Annotated in this window: 15 protein-coding genes and 1 tRNA gene; 6 read left to right on the top strand and 10 right to left on the bottom strand. The window is 65.2% G+C overall.

Annotated features, from left to right (window positions below; translation table 11 throughout):
* Nucleotides 1-25 precede the first annotated feature (25 nt).
* The 6 genes from PVE73_RS12580 to gpt form a co-directional block, all read right to left on the bottom strand.
* Nucleotides 26-3,817 (bottom strand): vitamin B12-dependent ribonucleotide reductase, encoded by a 3,792-nt coding sequence (locus PVE73_RS12580; protein ID WP_277367241.1) that lies wholly within the window; start codon nucleotides 3,815-3,817, stop codon nucleotides 26-28.
* A gap of 604 nt (nucleotides 3,818-4,421) precedes the next feature.
* Nucleotides 4,422-4,727 (bottom strand): cytochrome c, encoded by a 306-nt coding sequence (locus PVE73_RS12585; RefSeq protein ID WP_277367242.1) that lies wholly within the window; start codon nucleotides 4,725-4,727, stop codon nucleotides 4,422-4,424.
* A 43-nt stretch (nucleotides 4,728-4,770) separates the two neighbouring features.
* Nucleotides 4,771-5,958, bottom strand: coding sequence for a sulfite oxidase (locus tag PVE73_RS12590; RefSeq protein ID WP_277367243.1), 1,188 nt, complete (start codon nucleotides 5,956-5,958; stop codon nucleotides 4,771-4,773).
* Between the two features lie 132 nt (nucleotides 5,959-6,090).
* On the bottom strand, nucleotides 6,091-7,650 hold the full coding sequence (locus PVE73_RS12595; RefSeq protein WP_277367244.1) for an inorganic phosphate transporter: 1,560 nt from the start codon (nucleotides 7,648-7,650) through the stop codon (nucleotides 6,091-6,093).
* Between the two features lie 115 nt (nucleotides 7,651-7,765).
* Nucleotides 7,766-8,254, bottom strand: coding sequence for an NUDIX hydrolase (locus PVE73_RS12600; RefSeq protein ID WP_277367245.1), 489 nt, complete (start codon nucleotides 8,252-8,254; stop codon nucleotides 7,766-7,768).
* Between the two features lie 122 nt (nucleotides 8,255-8,376).
* Complete coding sequence (gpt, locus tag PVE73_RS12605) at nucleotides 8,377-8,874, bottom strand: xanthine phosphoribosyltransferase (protein ID WP_277367246.1); 498 nt, start codon at nucleotides 8,872-8,874, stop codon at nucleotides 8,377-8,379.
* Nucleotides 8,875-9,019: 145 nt separating this feature from the next.
* On the opposite strand from gpt, the gene PVE73_RS12610 reads away from it, so the two are divergent.
* Entirely contained in the window at nucleotides 9,020-9,520 is a 501-nt protein-coding gene (locus PVE73_RS12610) for a DUF1772 domain-containing protein (protein ID WP_277367247.1), read from the top strand.
* Between the two features lie 11 nt (nucleotides 9,521-9,531).
* Here the strand turns inward: PVE73_RS12610 and PVE73_RS12615 are convergent, their stop codons facing one another.
* Both PVE73_RS12615 and PVE73_RS12620 read right to left on the bottom strand, forming a co-directional pair.
* The gene (locus tag PVE73_RS12615; RefSeq protein WP_277367248.1) at nucleotides 9,532-10,374 is read right to left on the bottom strand and encodes a universal stress protein; all 843 of its coding nucleotides are present in this window, start codon (nucleotides 10,372-10,374) and stop codon (nucleotides 9,532-9,534) included.
* A 50-nt stretch (nucleotides 10,375-10,424) separates the two neighbouring features.
* Entirely contained in the window at nucleotides 10,425-11,165 is a 741-nt protein-coding gene (locus PVE73_RS12620; protein WP_277367249.1) for a competence/damage-inducible protein A, read from the bottom strand.
* A 176-nt stretch (nucleotides 11,166-11,341) separates the two neighbouring features.
* Between PVE73_RS12620 and wrbA the strand changes: the two genes are divergently transcribed.
* Entirely contained in the window at nucleotides 11,342-11,941 is a 600-nt protein-coding gene (gene wrbA / locus PVE73_RS12625) for an NAD(P)H:quinone oxidoreductase (protein ID WP_277367250.1), read from the top strand.
* A gap of 122 nt (nucleotides 11,942-12,063) precedes the next feature.
* On the opposite strand, the gene PVE73_RS12630 is transcribed toward wrbA, so the two are convergent.
* Entirely contained in the window at nucleotides 12,064-12,930 is an 867-nt protein-coding gene (locus PVE73_RS12630; RefSeq protein ID WP_277367251.1) for a hypothetical protein, read from the bottom strand.
* Between the two features lie 462 nt (nucleotides 12,931-13,392).
* Here PVE73_RS12630 and PVE73_RS12635 point away from each other — a divergent pair.
* From PVE73_RS12635 to PVE73_RS12645, 3 genes are all read left to right on the top strand, one after another.
* Nucleotides 13,393-13,478, top strand: a tRNA-Leu gene (locus PVE73_RS12635).
* Between the two features lie 376 nt (nucleotides 13,479-13,854).
* The gene (locus PVE73_RS12640) at nucleotides 13,855-14,265 is read left to right on the top strand and encodes a TadE/TadG family type IV pilus assembly protein (RefSeq protein WP_277367252.1); all 411 of its coding nucleotides are present in this window, start codon (nucleotides 13,855-13,857) and stop codon (nucleotides 14,263-14,265) included.
* Entirely contained in the window at nucleotides 14,265-15,995 is a 1,731-nt protein-coding gene (locus tag PVE73_RS12645) for a pilus assembly protein TadG-related protein (protein WP_277367253.1), read from the top strand. The genes PVE73_RS12640 and PVE73_RS12645 overlap by 1 nt, the downstream gene beginning before the upstream one ends.
* 34 nt (nucleotides 15,996-16,029) lie before the next feature.
* Here the strand turns inward: PVE73_RS12645 and PVE73_RS12650 are convergent, their stop codons facing one another.
* Nucleotides 16,030-17,343, bottom strand: a complete 1,314-nt coding sequence (locus tag PVE73_RS12650; RefSeq protein ID WP_277367254.1) for a DNA polymerase IV — start codon at nucleotides 17,341-17,343, stop codon at nucleotides 16,030-16,032.
* Between the two features lie 71 nt (nucleotides 17,344-17,414).
* Here PVE73_RS12650 and PVE73_RS12655 point away from each other — a divergent pair, with 71 nt between their 5' ends.
* A complete protein-coding gene (locus PVE73_RS12655; RefSeq protein WP_277367255.1) occupies nucleotides 17,415-17,990 on the top strand; it encodes a GNAT family N-acetyltransferase in 576 nt (191 codons plus the stop codon).
* Nucleotides 17,991-18,027: the final 37 nt, after the last annotated feature.

Consider the following 18,027-nt stretch of genomic DNA (forward strand, 5'->3'; position numbering starts at 1 on the left):
CTCACAGCAGCAACTGCATCCTATCTCACGAACACCCGCTCGTCGCGCCACACGTATCGCATTTCTCACACGTCCCGTTCCGCACCATCGTGAAGTTCTGGCACTCGGAGCACATGTTGCCCGTGTAGCCCTGGGCGATGGCCTGCTGGCGGCGGTGGGTCTCCACCTTCTTGGCTTCCGCCGCCTCGTCGGCGGCACTTTCGGTGAAGAGGGCGTCCAGGCCTTCTTCCGCGACCGCTTCCTCGGCCAGTTCCTTGGCGCGCTCCTCATAGTCGCGGCGGAAGGCGGTGGCTTCTTCCTGCAGGCCGGCATAGGCGGGCTTCAAGGCTGTCACCGTCGCGCCGGATGAGATGGCGCGGACGTTGGAGCCGCCGGCCGCCGTGGGCTGCGCGGCGCGGGCAGGGGCCGGGGAGGAAAGTTCGCCCTTCGGCTCGGTCTTGCCCGCCACCACCTTGAAGGGGGAGGCGCCGCGCGTCAGCCCCTTGGAAAAGGGAAGCGCCTTGCCCTCGTTGATGCCGCGGCCGAGCGCGGTGTTGGTGAAATCCGACGTGTCGACATGGGCGAGGTCGTTGCGGCCGAGATAGGAGACGGCAAGCTCGCGGAAGACATAGTCGAGGATGGAGGTGGCGTTCTTGATGGCGTCGTTGCCCTGCACCATGCCGGCCGGCTCGAACTTGGTGAAGGTGAAGGCCTCCACATATTCCTCCAGCGGCACGCCGTATTGCAGGCCGAGCGAGATGGCGATGGCGAAATTGTTCATCATCGCCCGGAAGGCAGCGCCTTCCTTGTGCATGTCGATGAAGATCTCGCCGAGGCGCCCGTCATCGAACTCGCCGGTGCGCAGGTAGACCTTGTGGCCGCCGACCACGGCTTTCTGGGTGTAGCCCTTGCGGCGGTTGGGCAGCTTCTCGCGGTCGCGGTAGAGGCGCTCGACCACACGCTCGACGATCTTTTCCGTGACCTGCGTGGCGCGCGCGGCCAGAGGCTGGGCGGCCAGCACCTCCACGGCATCCTCCTCGTCCTCCTCGTCATCGGCGATCAAGGAGGAATTGAGCGGCTGGGAGAGCTTCGAGCCGTCGCGATAGAGCGCGTTCGCCTTCAGCGCCAGCTTCCAGGAGAGCATGTAGGCGTTCTTGCAATCCTCGACCGTCGCGTCGTTCGGCATGTTGATGGTCTTGGAAATGGCGCCGGAAATGAAGGGCTGCGCCGCGGCCATCATGCGGATGTGGGATTCGACCGAGAGATAGCGCTTGCCGATCTTGCCGCAGGGATTGGCGCAGTCGAAGACGGGCAGGTGCTCGTCCTTCAGATGCGGCGCGCCCTCGAGTGTCATGGCACCGCAGACATGGATGTTGGCAGCCTCGACGTCCTTCTTGGCGAAACCCAGTGCCGGCAGCAGCTCGAAGGAGAAATCGTCGAGCTGCTCCTGGGTGAAGCCGAAGGTCTCCTTCAGCCAGTCCGCACCCAGCGTCCACTGGTTGAAGGCGAACTTGATGTCGAAGGCGGACTTCAGCGCCTCGTTCAAGGCGGAGATCTTCTCGTCCGTGAAGCCCTTGGCCTTGAGCGTGGACGGGTTGACGGCCGGCGCCTGGTTGAGGTTCCCGTGGCCGACGGCATAGGCCTCGATCTCGGCTATCTGGCTTTCGGAGTACCCGAGGGTACGCAGCGCCTCGGGCACGGCGCGGTTGATGATCTTGAAATAGCCGCCGCCGGCGAGCTTCTTGAACTTCACCAGCGCGAAGTCCGGCTCGATGCCGGTGGTGTCGCAATCCATGACGAGGCCGATCGTGCCGGTGGGGGCGATCACGGTGGCCTGCGCGTTGCGGTAGCCGTGTTTTTCACCGAGTTCGAGGGCGCGGTCCCAGGCGGCGCGGGCGTGCGCGGTGAGCTCGGGATCCGGGCAGTGCTCGGGTTTCAGCGGCACGGGGTTGACGGCGAGCTTCTCATAGCCCTCCGACAGGCCGTGGGCGGCGCGGCGATGGTTGCGCATGACGCGCAGCATATGCTCCGCGTTGCGCTCATAGTCGGGGAAGGCGCCGAGCTCTGCGGCCATCTCGGCCGAGGTCGCGTAGGCGACGCCCGTCATGATCGCCGTGAGCGCGCCGCAGATGGCGCGTCCCTCGTCGGAATCATAGGGGATGCCGGAGGTCATCAACAGGCCGCCGATATTGGCGTAGCCCAGGCCCAGCGTGCGGTACTCGTAGGAGAGCTTGGCGATCTCCTTGGAGGGGAACTGGGCCATCATGACGGAGATTTCTAGCACCATGGTCCAGAGCCGCACGGAGTGCTCATACGATCCGATGTCGAACGTGCCGTCCTTGCCGCGATACTGCAGCAGGTTGACGGAGGCGAGATTGCAGGCCGTGTCGTCCAGGAACATGTATTCCGAGCACGGGTTCGACGCGCGGATGGGGCCGGCGGCCGGTGCGGTGTGCCAGTCGTTCATGGTGGTGTTGAAGTGCAGGCCCGGATCGGCCGAGGCCCAGGCGGCGTAGCCGATCTTCTCCCACAGGTCGCGGGCCTTCAGCACCTTCGCCGGCTTTCCGTCGATACGGCGGATCAAGGTCCAGTCGCCGTCATCCTCGACCGCGCGCAGGAAGTCGTCTTTCAGGGAGACGGAGTTGTTGGAGTTCTGGCCGGAGACGGTGAGATAGGCCTCCGAATCCCAATCCGTATCGTAGGTCTTGAAGTCGATCGCGGTGTAGCCCTGCTTGGCGAACTGGATGACGCGCTTGACGTAGTTCTCGGGAACAGCGTTCTTCTTCGCGGCCTTGATCTCGCGCTTCAGCGCCGGGTTCTTCTGCGGCTCGTAGCAATCGTCGTTGGCGCCCTCGCAGTTCACGCAAGCCTTCATGATCGCGTCGAGATGCTTGCGCACGATCTTCGAGCCGGTGACGAGGGAGGCGACCTTCTGCTCCTCGTTCACCTTCCAGTCGATGAAGGCCTCGATATCGGGATGGTCGGCATCGACGATCACCATTTTCGCGGCGCGGCGTGTGGTGCCGCCGGACTTGATGGCGCCGGCCGCGCGGTCGCCGATCTTGAGGAAACTCATGAGGCCGGAGGACTTGCCGCCGCCGGAAAGCTTCTCGCCCTCGCCGCGCAGATGGCTGAAATTGGAGCCCGTGCCCGAGCCGTATTTGAACAGCCGCGCCTCGCGCACCCACAGGTCCATGATGCCGCCCTCGTTGACGAGATCGTCGCCGACGGACTGGATGAAGCAGGCATGCGGCTGCGGGTGCTCGTAGGCCGACCTGGATTTCGTCAGCTTGCCGGTGAAGGGATCGACGTAATAGTGGCCCTGGCCGGGGCCGTCGATGCCATAGGCCCAGTGCAGGCCGGTGTTGAACCATTGCGGGGAATTGGGCGCGACGCGCTGGGTGGCGAGCATATAGGCGAGCTCGTCCATGAAGGCCCGGGCGTCATCCTCCGAAGCGAAGTAGCCGCCCTTCCAGCCCCAATAGGTCCAGGTGCCGGCGAGCCGGTCGAAGACCTGGCGGGCATCCGTCTCGGAGCCGTAACGCTCTTCCGCAGGCAGAGTGGCCAATGCCTCCTCATCCGCCACGGAACGCCACAGAAAGGAGGGGACTGAATTCTCCTCCACCTTTTTCAGGCGCGCGGGCACGCCGGCCTTGCGGAAGTATTTTTGCGCCAGGATATCGGCGGCGACCTGGCTGAACTGCGCGGGCACGTCGATGTCTTCCAGCCGGAAGACAATGGAGCCGTCCGGGTTCCTGATCTCGCTCAAGGCCTTGCGGAAGGGGATCTCCGCATAGGGAGACTGGCCTTCCTTGGTGAACCGACGTTCAATCCGCATCTTGGTCCCTCTTGGTCTCAACATATAGCGTCCCGCGCGTGGCAATGCTCGTCACATCCGCCACGCGACAGTCCAATCCCGCCTTCTGCTGCCAAGTGCTGACACATGACAGCCCCCCGCGATCATCGTTCCACACGACCAGCCGGCACGGCCCGAAGGGCCGCGCAAAAGCCGCCGGGCAAGGTGCGGCTGGTCCGATGACGCTCCCGTGATTGTTTCTCCAGAATGGAGAACTTCACATTATCTGGTGTCGATCGTGCCTGCAAACGCTAAATATAGCATTAACAGCTACCGATTTCCACTCCGACACCCGCGCCCCCGCCGCCTTTCGTCCGGACAGTAAAACATCCTCTCCGCCCGCGGCGACAACGGGCGAAGCGCAACGCGCAACGACTGAAAAATTAAAACAACCGACTTCCCGTCCGAATTCTGAAACGCCCTCGACGGACGCCTCCCTTTTATAAAAAGCGACTCGGGTACGCCCGTCAAGCAGTCGTTTTGTGTAGGCATTATGACCGCTATATGTTGTGTGTGATGGGTGTGGATATCGGGGAGAAGACACCGGCGGCTGGCGCGGCTGAAGCCGGCCCGTGCCCGGCGCTGCCTACTGCCCGGCAGCCCCCGCCACATATTCGGCCAGCGCGTCGATCTGATCCTGGCTCAGCCTGTCCGCATAGGAGGGCATGGTGCCCGGCCCTTCCCGTACGGCGCTGCGGACCTGTTCGGCGCTGGGTTGGAGCGAGTCCAGGCTGGGGCCGACCCGGCCTTTCGCCCCGGCATCCTCCAGGATGTGACAGATCGCGCAGGCAGGCTCTGCGGACTGGAAGACCTGCCGGCCGGGCGGCGCGGAAGCATCGTCCTGGGCGGCTGCACCTGCTGCCCAGATAAGCGCGACTGCCGCCAGCGGCATACAGCGTGCTGCGCGGGGATAAGGTCCGCACCGCATCTGCGGATCAGACGACGGTGACGTCGACCGCGAGCACGCGCCAGCCGCTGTAGTCATAGCCGCGGTGATTGGGCTCCGTCACTTCCTCCTGCACTCTGCCCTCCGTGTCCGTGGCCCGGCTGGTGACGGTGTAGGTCCCTGGCTCCAGATCGGCGGCCAGCACGAAGGGCCGCCAGGCGAAGCGGCCGAGATCCGGGCCGAGCGGGCGCGCCTCCTGCCAGTTCTCGCCGCCGTCGGTCGAGACTTCCACTCGGTCGAGCGCATTGATGCCGCCGAAGGCGACGCCGTAGATCAGCACGCGGCCGCTTTGCACATCCGCCAGGGGGCGGGTGATCCAGGACTTCACCTTCATCTCCCACATGGACGGCTGGTCCGGCGCGCCGCTCACGCTCACGGGGCGGACGCGGTAGCTCGTGCGCATGATGGAGGCGTCGCTCTCCTCCTCGGTGAAGGCCACCCGCTTCGTATATTTCACGTTGTTGATGCCGTAATAGCCGGGGATAACGGTGCGCAGCGGGCCGCCATGGGCGAGCGGTACCGGTTCGCCGTTCATCTCCCAGGCGAGGATCGCGTGTTCCATGGCATGGCCGATCGGCACCGAACGTTCGATCACGACCTCCTTCGGGTCGACGCCCTCCGGCAGGTCCTCGCCGCCCGTGCTGGTCATGAAGTTGCGGCCCTCGGCGACACCGCCCAGCGCCTCCGCCACGGCGCGAACGGGGACGCCGCTCCAGAGGAGATTGCCGGCCGCGCCCGTGCGCCACTGGCTCCCGCTGGCATCATGCTCGAAGAAGCCGCGGCCGTTGCCGGAGCACTGCAGCACGCTGGAGACCGTCTCCACGCCCATCTGCTTGAGCTCGCCGACGGTGAGCGAGCGCGGCTCGTTGACGCCTTCGATGGAAACCTCCCAGGCGTCGGGCGCGGCCACGATGTCCTCGCCGGGTTTGGGCAGGTTGTTGCGGATATAGAGCACGTCCTTGGAGGTGACGCCGCTGGTGCCGATCGCATCGCGCTCCGTCTCGAGCGTCAATTCGGTGTGCACGATCATCGAATCGGCGTCTTTCCAGGCGAAGTCCTCGGGCAGCGCCTGGTCCTCCTGCGCCCTTGCCGGGGCGGGCGCGAAGGGGCGCAGAGAAGCGGCGGCCCCTGCGCCTCCCATGGCGACGAGAAAATGACGGCGTTGAATTGAAAGCATGACATCCTCCTCCTGCTGCAGGCAGCCGGCGCGACGGGGAACCGCACCGCCTGTCCACCACTGGCCCAACCGAATGGAAATGGGAATGTTCCGGTTTCGACCCGCATCCGGGCCGTCCGGCAGGTGCCGCTCTCAGGCGAGCAGATGAAGCGCGAAGAAGATCCCCGCGGCGAGCACGGCCGATGCCGGCACGGTCAGCACCCAGGCGGCAACGATGGTGCGCACATGGGCGCGCCGGACGAGCTTGCGCCTGGTGACCTCCTCCCGCGAAAGGCCGGCGGCGAGTTCCTCGTCCTCCTCGCCACCAGACGGCTGCGCCCGTTTCGCGGTTTTGCCGGCACCGCCGTTTTTCGAGCGTGCATATTTCCGTTCGATATAGGCGCGACGGCGCTTCGAGCGGGCGGTGTACCACTCGCGGAAGAAGCCGACGCCGAAGACCGCACCGACCGCCGTATGCGTCGAACTGATCGGCAGGCCGAGCCCGGAGGCGATGATGACGGTGAGCGCGGCCGACAGCGCCACGCAGAAGGCGCGCATCGGGTTGAGCTTCGTGATCTGCTCGCCAACCATGCGGATGAGCTTCGGGCCGAAGAGGAGGAGGCCGAGCGAGATGCCGAGCGCGCCGATGATCATCACCCAGTGCGGGATGAAGACCGCGGTGGACACGGTCTCGGCCTGCGCGGTGAAGACGATGGCGGCCAGCGGGCCGACCGCGTTCGCCACATCGTTGGCGCCATGTGCAAAGGACAGGAGTGCTGCCGAGATGACGAGAGGTATGTTGAACAGGCGGCGCAGCGACTGATTCCGGTTCTCCATGCCCTGCGACTGATGGTGCACGTGGACATGCGACACCGCCCAGGCGACGGCAAATGCGGTGAGCCCCAGAAGCGCGGCCGTAAAGCCGGAGACGGGAAGCACCTGCCGCAGCCCCTTCGTCACCAGATAGGCGGTGAAAGAGCCGGCCATGACGGCGATGAGGAGCGGAACCCAGCGCCGTGCGGCGCTGATCTTGTCATCCTGGTAGATGATCATTGTCTTGACGAAGGCCAGGAAGGCTGCCGCCACCACGCCGCCGACCACGGGGGAGACAACCCAGCTCACGGCGATCTGCGCCATCATCGTCCAGTCGACGGAGGAGAAGCCGGCCGCCGCGATGCCCGCGCCGGTGACGCCGCCGACGACCGCATGGGTGGTCGATACCGGCGCGCCGATCCAGGTGGCGAGGTTCACCCAAAGGGCGGAGGAGATAAGCGCCGCGAACATGGCCCGCACGAATATGCTGGGATCGCCCACGGCTTCCGGCGCGATGATGCCCTTGGAGATGGTGTCGACAACGTCCCCGCCGGCAATCAACGCACCCGCGCTCTCGAAGACAGCGGCGATGAGGAGGGCGAGGCCCAGGGTCATGGCGCGGGCGCCGACCGCGGGGCCCACATTGTTGGCGACGTCGTTGGCGCCGATATTGAGCGCCATGTAGGCACCCACCGCCGCCGCCGCGACGATCACCACCGCGCCGGGCTCGCCGAAGACGTAGAAGGAAGCGAAGATGGAAGCCAGCGCCAGGAAGAGAAGCGCCAGGCCGGGGCCGACGAGCCGGCGCGCAACGAGGCTCGTCGCCTCCTCCACATGGACGAGCTTGTCCAGGTCCTTGTCGAGCGTCTGCTTTTTTGTTCGGACTGAACTATCTGTCATCGGCTGCTATCGGTCACGGGTATCGCAGCTGTAACCGCGTCACCACCGTTTTGGGTCCCGATAGGGAATAGAGCCGCAAGACACAAGCGCAACCGGTAAAACCGCCCGCCGCCTCTCAGGCGGCGATTTCCCGTGGATTACCCTCGAACGCGTCGAGCAGGCGGGAAAGATCGGGCTCGGCGACCAGTTGCGCCGCCTCCCGGGGAGGGAACCAGCGGCGTGTCCGCTGCTTCTTCTCTGGCCAGCGCTTCGCCTCGCGCGTCACCGCCAGCGGAATGACCGCGACCTCGCAGCGCCAGCGCAAGCCGGAGGGCATCTGCTTGCCGTAGAAATAGCGGCCGATCTCGTCGTCGGCCGCGGTGCCTTCCACGCCCGCTTCCTCCAGCGCCTCGCGGCTGGCGGTCTCGGCGAGCGTTTCCCACCCCTCCGGCCAGCCCTTCGGCAGGACCCACCGTCCCGTGTCGCGGCTCGTGATCAGCAGCACCTCGACATCGGCACCTTTTTTCCGCCAGGGCAGGGCGGCGGCCTGCACGCGGGGAGGATTGCCCCCGAAGAGCTGCCGAAGCCGCTCCAAGATGTTCAATCGCTCGATCCCGCTGATCATCTTCCGCTGTCACCTCGCCGTTGCGATGAGTCTCTGGGAAGGAAAGATAAGCGTCCCGGCGCAATAGGCAAATAAACGCGAGTAGACTTTTCGTGTAGACGTCCGGGCAGGTGAGAGGATGCTCAGCCCGCCTCGCCCTCGGCGATCGGCTTCTGATAGGAGAATCCGAGGTCCCAAGGGAAATAGATCCAGGTATCCTGCGAGACCTCCGTGATGAAGGTATCGACCAGCGGCCGGCCCTTGGGCTTGGCATAGACGGTGGCGAAATGGGCCTTGGGCATCATGGCGCGCACGATGCCGGCGGTCTTGCCCGTGTCGGTGAGGTCGTCGACGATCAGGATGTCCTTGCCGTCGTCTTCGAGGAGGGCGGGGGAGATCTCCTTCAGGACCTTCAGTTCGCCCTGTTCACTGTAGTCGTGATAGGAGGCGATGCAGACGGTCTCGATCAGGCGGATGCCGAGCTCGCGCGCGATGACGGCCGCGGGCACCAGCCCGCCGCGGGTGATGCACACGATCGCCTTCCAGCGCCCGTTGGTGCCGGCCAGCCGCCAGGCGAGCGCGCGCGCGTCGCGATGGAATTGATCCCACGAGACGGGAAATGCTTTTTCAGGAAGGGACATACGCACGCACTCCTCAGCCAGCCGGGCCGTGCCGGAATGCCGGGGGAATTAGCCGGAAAAGGAGGGAAAGCGCAAGAGCGGCCCGCTTCATGGGAACCGAGGTCCTGCGGATGCGTAGAAGGCTGAAGAATGCGGAGATCCTGCCATGCTCCCAGCCCTTCAAGTGCTCGCCATCATCTTTGCAGCCGCCGCAATGGCTCTTTCGCTCGCCCATGCACTGGAATTGCCGGGAAAGATGCGGCTTTCGAAGGAGGAATATCTTGCTGTCCAGCCGATCTATTATCCGGGCTTCACGATCGGCGGCCTGGCCGAACCCATCGGCATCTTGCTGACCGGAATGCTGCTGTTTTTCCTGCCCGCGGGTAGCGTGGTCTTCTGGCTCACCGCAGCGGCATTGCTGGCCTTGGCCGCCATGCACGCGGCCTACTGGCTGCTGACGCATCCGGTGAACAATTTCTGGCTCAAGGATTTCGAGCTAGACGGGTCCGCAGCGCGCTTCTTCGCTGTGGGTGCGGGGGGCGGAAAAGGAAGCGGGAACGCGGCCCGATGGACGGACCTGCGCGACCGCTGGGAGTTCTCCCATGTGGTGCGGGCAGCCCTGGGATTGGCGGGCCTCGCCCTCCTTGCGACCTCCGCCGCCCTTTGACGCCTCGACGCTCAATGCGACATGAAGGTGGGCACCGTCATCGACTGGAGCGCGCTGCGCGTGACGCCGCCGAAGACGAACTCGGAAACCCGCGAGCGGCCGAACGCGCCCATGACGAGGAGGTCGGCGCCCGAATCGGCCAGACGGTTGGCGATCACGTCCGCATGGGAAAGGCCGGTCGACTGTTCGCCCCGCATGGTCACGTCGATGCCGTGACGGGCGAGCGCGGCCGAGATCGCTGCGCCGGCGACCTCGGCGTCCTGCTCCAGCGTGTCGCGGGGGTCGACCGTCAGGACCTCGATTTTCCCCGCCTGCTTCATGAGCGGCAAGGCGTCGAAGGCCGCCCGTGCGGCCTGTTTGCTGCCGTTCCAGGCCAGAAGCACTTTCTTGAACGGCTCCGACCGGCCCGAAAAGGTGTAAGGCACGAGGAGCAGCGGACGGCCCGTGTTGAAGAGGAGCGCCTCCACATCCGCCACGCGCTGAGAATCGGCATCCGGATCGTTCTGCTGCGCGATCACCAGATCGGCAGAGCGCGCGCTTTCGATGCCCGAGATGGCCGCGTCCCCCGAAGCGCTGTCGAAGCCGCGCCACTCGTGCATCACGCCCTCGGCCCCGGCGCGCTCGTCGAAGAATGCCCGCAGTTCCTCGTGGCGGCGGCGTGATTCATCCTGCATGAGGATGGTGAAGTCGGCCGATGGCCCGCCCATGGGCGAGGCGAGCGCGATGGGGAGCGCTTCGGCATGGAGGCCGATCACGCGGCTTCCTTCGCGCCCGGCGAAGGGCAGGGCGAAGTCCAGCACCCGTCGGGCGTCCGCGTGGCTCTGCAGGATCACAAGCACTGTCTTGTAGGTCATGGGAAACCTCCTTCGCTTTCTTGAGGGCGCAGGGAATCAATGATCGAGGGTCAACTCCGTTGCAAGAGACGATCGAGCATCTCCTCGATCGCGGTCTTGGCCGCCTGCAGCGCGGCCTCGGAGCGCGAGCGCACGACGAGCTCGGTCCAGAACTTCCCGTCCATATATTTGGGGTAGGAGCCGATGACCGTATCGGGGTGTGCCTCCTGGATCTCGCCGAGCGGGCCGCCGATCGTGCCTTCGGGAAGCGGCGAGGGAATGGAGACGGACAGGAGCTTCACGCCGGTCTTCAGCGTCGGCACCACATTGTCGAGCATGGCCTGGAAGATGGAGGGCACGCCCGCCATCACGAAAACGTTACCGATTGAGAAGCCCGGAGCGACGGAGATGGGGTTGCCGATATGCGCGGCGCCCCGCGGCATGCGCGCCATGCGCTTGCGCGCCTCGTTGAACGCGATGCCGCGCGCGGCATAATGGTCCTCCAGCAGCTTATAGGCGGCCGCATCGTACTCGCAGGGCACGCCGAAGGCGGCTGCGACCGCGTCCGCGGTGATGTCGTCATGGGTGGGACCGATGCCGCCGGTGGTGAAGACATAGGTGACGCGCGCGCGCAGCGCGTTCACGGCCTCCACGATCGCCGGCTGATCGTCCGGCACGATGCGCACTTCCTTGAGGTCTATGCCTGCGGCGGACATCATGTCCGCGAGGTGGCCGATATTCCTGTCCTTGGTGCGCCCCGAGAGGATCTCGTCGCCGATCACCACCATCGCGGCCGTTACAATTTCGCTCATAGCGCGTTCTTCCCGTTGATGATCGTCAGATACCCTCATTGCCGGAGCGCGGCAATGGAGGGCCAACGGTGAACAGTGTGTCCGGCAAAGCGGATGGTTTATTTGATCGGTACATCGCCTAGATCAGGGGCGGGCGGTGCGGCTATGCCGTCCTCTTCTGCAAGGAGCATGACCAAATGGCAAAGATACTCGTTCTCTACTATTCGAGTTGGGGGCATATGGAAGCGATGGCGAAGGCGGCGGCCGAAGGCGCGCGCGAAGCCGGCGCCGACGTGACCGTCAAACGCGTGCCGGAGTTGGTGCCGGAAGAGGTGGCCAGGCAGGCGCACTACAAGCTCGACCAGGAAGCGCCGATCGCCACGCCGCTGGAACTTGCCGACTATGACGGCTTCATCTTCGGCATCTCCACGCGATACGGAATGATGGCCGCGCAGCTCAAGAATTTCCTCGACCAGACCGGACCGCTCTGGGCCGAGGGCAAGCTCATCGACAAGCCGGCGACGGTGATGTCCTCCACGGCGACCCAGCATGGCGGCGCGGAGCTGGCGCTGGCCTCCACCCAGCTTGCCCTGCAGCATCATGGCATGATCATCGTGCCGCTCTCCTATGCCTATCAGGATCAGATGGGTAACGACACCGTGCGTGGCGGCGCGCCCTACGGCATGACGACCACCACCAACAGCGACGGCTCGCGCATGCCCTCCGCGCAGGAACTCGAAGGCGCGAAGTTCCAGGGCAAGCGGCTGGCCGAGATCACGGCCAAGCTCGTCGGCTAGTCGGCGCGACCCTCCGCCGCCCGCTTCCCACTTCACGAACCAGGGCAGCCGTGCCTCGAGATCCGGGGTACGGACGCAAAACGGCCCGCGCGGGCGCGGGCCGTTCCTGAAGGATAGAGCTTTTAGCGGCTTGCCATCTGCAGCAGACGGCAGAGCTCCACGAGGTTGCGCTCGTAGCTTGCCGGGCTGGACAGGATGCCGCGGCAAAGCTTCTTGTTGCGCCGGAGTTCCTCGTCGGACATGCCAGCCACGAGGCTGCGGATGGCGCCGTTGCCGCCGACCCCGCCGCCGTTGCCGGCACTCGGCCCGCCGGGGCCACCCGGACCGCTCGGACCGCCGGGACCACCCGGACCGCCGGGACCGCTCGGACCACCCGGTCCACAGGGGCCGCTGGCGCAACTCGCCGGAGGATTGGTGCCGCCGCCGAGGCTGATGTCGATATCGGCGTCGATCAGGCTGGAGCCACCGACATTGGCGCCGACGCTGGCATTGAGGCCGTTGCTGCCGCCGATGCCCACATTGGCATCGGCATCGACGAGGCCGGTGGAGCCGCCGACCTTGGCGTCGACACCCGCATTGACGCCGTCGGTCCCGCCGATCGAGAGAGCGGTGTTGGAATCCAGCAAGGAGCCTCCGCCGCCAAGTACGCCGCCGCCTCCGCCGAGCACCCCGCCAAGTACGCCGCCTCCGCCGCCGTTCAGCACGCCGCCGTCGCCGAACAGCGATCCGCCGCCGATCGTGTTGTTGCTGCTGGCCTGAATGCCGCCGAGATCGACGCCGACGTCGGCGTCGAGGCCGCCGTTGTCGTTGCCGCCGAGGCTGACGCTGGCGATACCGAGATCGATACCGAACCCGCCGTCGCTGCCGCCAAGGCTCCCGCCACCGAGTCCCCCGCCGCCGAGATCAAGGGCGGACGCAGACGTTGCGAGGCCGAGCGCCAGCGCGCCGCCTGCGATCGTCGTGAGTATTGCAGTTGTTGACCTGAGCATGGTCGCCTCCTCTTGTTAACACCTGTTAACGTAACGTGAGGTTGCAAAGATCGCCACGCACGGTTGGTTGAATCTAGTACTTTTGAGGTAGCACGAGCTACTCCTTTTGGATTAGTCACCGCGACTGCCTATCTACATTTTTCATAAACGAGGGTTACTTACTAAAATTCCAAGATTTTTCTGAGAAGAGAGATGAGCGTGATATGAGGGGCGGAGATTTCCGCGACTAGCGCGCAGAAGTTGAGAATAGGAGAATAGTGATCGCATCTTTTTCACTGCATTCCAGAATAAATAAGAAAGAACGCACGCGTGTGGACTTGCAATCGCCTGTATGAAGGCGGGTGGGCACGGGCCGAAATGGCGGGTTTCGCCGTCTCCGCAACGTCGCCGCCTGCCCTGGGCTGTGGGGCGGTGCAGAACGTTCTTGACGCAGGTTTCGCAAACCCGCAGAAGGCGAGGGGCGCGGACGTGGCGGAACTGGTAGACGCAAGGGACTTAAAATCCCTCGGGCTTCGCCCGTGCGGGTTCGATCCCCGCCGTCCGCACCATTTTGCCAGAGCTTTTCGACGCGGCATATGCCGATGCCGGATAACGCAACTATGAGATGAATCCTCTGGAGAAGTTCAATTCCGGAGAGAGAGATTCTCGGGAAGTAGCCATCGGGGTGGAAGACGCCCGGCAGCTTTCTTCAGGGATGTTTAAAATTACTTCTGAAGATTAAGAATTCAGTTTCTTTGTAGTGGTAGGCCTCCGACCGAGGCGGACCATTTCCGCCGGCCAATGGGTGCGGGGCCAGATATGCGGAGCAACAACGGCGGCAAGGAACGAGCCGGCCGACGGCAGTGGTGCGGGGCGGATTGCGGACATCGGCGGATTTCATCGGGGAATGGCCGGCACATCCGGCATGCGCGGTGGTGCCAGGCGATGCGGTTCGCCGAAAGCCGCTCGGGCGTCGCTGCGGTCGAATTCGCCATCATAGCGCCGGTTTTCGTGCTTCTTTTCATGGGGATGGTGGCCTACGCCATCTATTTCGGCGCGATGCATTCCTTGCAGCAACTCGCGGCCGACGCGGCGCGGGCTTCGATCGCCGGCCTCGATGAGACCGAGCGCGAAAGCATCGTGACGAGCTTCCTCGACGAGAATGCCGACGGCTATGTCTTCATCAACCGCCGCAAGCTGCAGGTGGAGATCGGGGACACCGATGCCGGCACCCAGTTCGTCGTACAGCTCCGCTACAATGCGGAAGACCTGCCGATCTGGACCCTGCTCGAAGGACTGCCGCTCCCCGGCAAGACGATGTCGCGGCGTTCGACCATACGCGTGGGGGGCATCTGATGGCCCGTTCCGGATGGGCCGGGAGAGCAGCACGGGCGTTCAGCGACCGCTCCGGCAATGTCGCGGTGATGTCGGGCATCCTCCTGCCGGTGGTTCTGCTAGCCGCCATCCTGGGCGTCGACCAGGGCTCGCTCTATTTCGAGCGCCGGGAGGCGCAGGCGGTGACGGATCTCGCCGCAATCACCGCCGCCGCCAACATCGCCCGCGCCGGCACCGCTGCCGCGTTGACCATGAGCGACAACCGTCAGGAGAAGGTGGAGCAGGTCGACCGTGCCGCCATGGCATCCCCCATGGCCGCGGGCGCCGACCCCCAGCTTCTCGTGGAGACAGGGCGGTACACCGCGGATCCTTCCCTTGCCGCGGGCCAGCGCTTCGTCGTCGGGGCGACGCCGCCGAATGCCGCGCTGGTGACCTATCGCAAGAGGGGAACACTCCGTCTCGGGGCCGGCGTTTTCGATCCGCCGGTGATGATGACGTCGGCGATCGCGACCGCGCGGGCGGAGGGGGCCTTCTCGGTCGGCTCGCGGCTCGTGAGCGCCGATACCAGACCCTCGATCCTGAACCCGCTTCTGGGGAAGCTGCTCGGTACCAATCTCAGCCTGAAGCTGATGGACTACGATGCGCTGGCCAACACGGATATCGAGGCGCTGGCTTTCATCAACGCGCTCGCCACGGAACTCGATCTAACCGCTGGAACCTATGACAGCGTGCTCGCGGCAGAGGCCACGCTCGGCCAGGTGCTGCGCGCCGTCTCCGCCACCACCACGGACGGCACGGTGCGCCAGCTCGTCCTGCAGCTCGCAGGCGGCACCAGGGCCGGGAGCCTGAAGATCCCACTCTCGCATCTGGTCGATCTCGGCTCGCTGGGGAACCTGTCGATCGGAGAGCAGGCGCCGGGATTGCAGGCGGTGGTGGGCGTGCTGGATCTGGCGAGCGCGGCGATCGGGATCGCCAACCAGGGTGAGCAGGTGGAGGTGGAGCTTCCTTTGGAGTTGCCGAATGTTCTCTCCACCAAATTGCACCTGGCCATCGGCGAGCCGCCGCAGAACACCCCGTGGTTTGCGATCGGGGAAACGGGAACGATCGTCCGCACCGCACAGACACGGCTGTACCTTGAGCTCACCGTTACGCTGCTGGGGATTGCGGGTGTCAAGTTGCCGCTTTACCTGGAGCTCGCTTTTGCCGAAGCTGAGCTGCGCGATGTGGTCTGTTCGTCCACCGGCGTCTCGCAGGTTGCGATCGATGCGCGGCCCGGTGTTCTCGAGGCCTGGATCGGCCAGATCGATCCCTCGCTGCTCAAGAGGTTCGACCGCAGGCCGGCGGTGCAGCAGGTGAAATTGGTCACGGTCGATCTGCCTTTTCTCCCGAATGTCGCAATCAAGGCATCGGCACATTTGCAGATGGCCGAGGAGACTGCTCGAAGCCTCTCGTTCAACAGGCATGAGATCGAACAGCGCGTCATCAAAACCGTTCATTCAGGGAATTACACGGGCTCGCTGTTCCAGTCGCTAGTTGGAGAGCTTCGTTTCGACACCGAGCCCAGGATCCCGGATCTGCTGAAGGTGGCGCTTGATCAGATATTGGTCGGCCTGTCGAAGAGCCTGTCTGCCTTAGGCAGTGCCATCGACCCCATCCTTTACAATGTGCTTGCCGCCCTTGGCGTGCATGTCGGCGAGGCGGATATCCGCGTCACCGGTGCCTCCTGCAGCCGCTCGGTGCTCGTCAACTGAAACCCATTCCCTGCCGTTTGGGACGAGGCGCCGGTCAATCCTCGATTTCCGGCTCCGGGCGTGATTTCCGCACGCGGCCGAAAGTGTAGCCCGTCTCCACCGCCTGCCGCCCGAATTTCTCGCGCAGTGCGTCCATGGCGCCCTCGGCCAGCGCACGCTTGTGGGAGAGGCTGTCGACCAGATCGGGCGGATCGGCCTTGGCGGCATCCGTCAGGTCGCTGACGCCGATGCCGATCAGGCGGAAAAAGGTGCCGTCGGCCTCCCGTTTCAGCATGTCGAGCCCGGTGGAGAAGACCCGGTCGGCAAGGCGAGTGGGATCGCCGAGCTGGCGGTTGCGCGTGCGGATGCGGAAATCGGCGGTTTTGAGCTTGAGCACCACGGTGCGGCCGGCGATGTCCGCCTTCTTGAGCCGCGCGGAGACGCGCTCGCTGAGCGCGCGCAGAACCGGCACGAGTTCTTCCAGCGTGGCGATATCCTTGTCGAAGGTGGTCTCGGAAGACACGCTCTTCGCCTCGCCGCGCGGCTGGACGGTTCTTTCATCCTCACCCCTCGACAGCCGGTAGAGCCGGTCGCCCATGGTGCCGTAGCGGCGCATGAGATCCGATCGCTCCATCCGCTGCAACTGTGCGATGGTGCGGATGCCGTCCGCCGCGAGCGTGGCGGCGAAGGCCTTGCCCACACCCCAAATGATGGTCACCGGCTGCTCGGCCAGGAAGGAGAGCGCCTCGGTCCGGCCGATGACGGAAAAGCCGCGCGGCTTGTTCATGTCCGACGCCACCTTGGCCAGGAACTTGCAGTAGGACAGGCCGACCGAGACCGTGATGCCGATCTCCTCTTCCACCGCGCGGGCGAAGCGCGCCAGCACGTGGGCCGGCGGCGCGCCGTGCAGCCGCTCGGTGCCGGCGAGATCAAGGAAGGCCTCATCGATCGACAGCGGCTCCACCATCGGGGTCAGCGCCTGCATCATCTCGCGCACCTGGCGTCCGACACGGACATACTTCTCCATGTCCGGCTTGACGACGACCGCATGCGGGCAGGCCTCCAGCGCCTTGAACATCGGCATGGCCGAGCGCACCCCGTGAATGCGGGCGATATAACAGGCGGTGGAGACGACGCCGCGCTTGGCCCCGCCCACGATCACCGGCCTGTCGCGCAACTCCGGATTGTCGCGCTTCTCCACGGCCGCGTAGAAGGCGTCGCAATCGATATGGGCGATGGCGAGGCTGCCGAGCTCGTCGTGGCGCACCACGCGCGGGCTGCCGCAGGCTTCGCAGCGCCGCCCGGCCGGCCCGGCGCGGGAAAGGCAGTCGCGGCACAGGCCATTGAGGGGAGCGTTGACAATCATCATTGCTTATGAGAACATAAGAAGAACAAAATCATAGAGCAACACGCATTGCTGTACAAGCGGTGGAGAGAAGCGTGGCGCCCGTCATCGTCCCGTTGAGGCCGGACCTGTGGCCGGCCTTCGAAGATCTGTTCGGAAAGCAGGGTGCCTGCTACGGCTGCTGGTGCACCCATTTCCGCCTGCCGCCGGCGGTGCGGCGCGAAAACAGCGGCGAGCGGAAGAAGGACCACATGCGCGCGCGGGTGGAAGCCGGACCACCGCCGGGGCTCCTCCTGTTCGACGGGGAGCGGGCGGACGGCTGGATGCAGATCGGCCCGCGGCTGGACGTGCCCGAATGGAACAATCGGGGTCGGGCCTCGGCCCCGCTCGAGGACGGCCCGGCGGACGATCCGGCAGTATGGGCGATCTCCTGTTTCTTCATCCGGACGAGCGCGCGCGGGCGCGGCAACACCCATGCGCTGGTGAGGGCGGGCATCGATTACGCTCGCGAGAGGGGAGCGCGCGTCCTGGAGGCCTGCCCCATGTTGCATTCGAAGGACTCACGCTCCATCGGACTTTTCGTGGGGTCGCAGCGCGTGTTCGAGAAGGCCGGCTTCTCGATCGTGGCGGAGCGGAAGGCGGGGCGGCCGCTGATGCGGCTTGCGCTTTGAAAGGGAGAGCGGAGCCGGGAGAGCCGGTGCGCCGGTG

The organism is Chelativorans sp. AA-79, from assembly GCF_029457495.1.
Classification (GTDB): domain Bacteria; phylum Pseudomonadota; class Alphaproteobacteria; order Rhizobiales; family Rhizobiaceae; genus Chelativorans.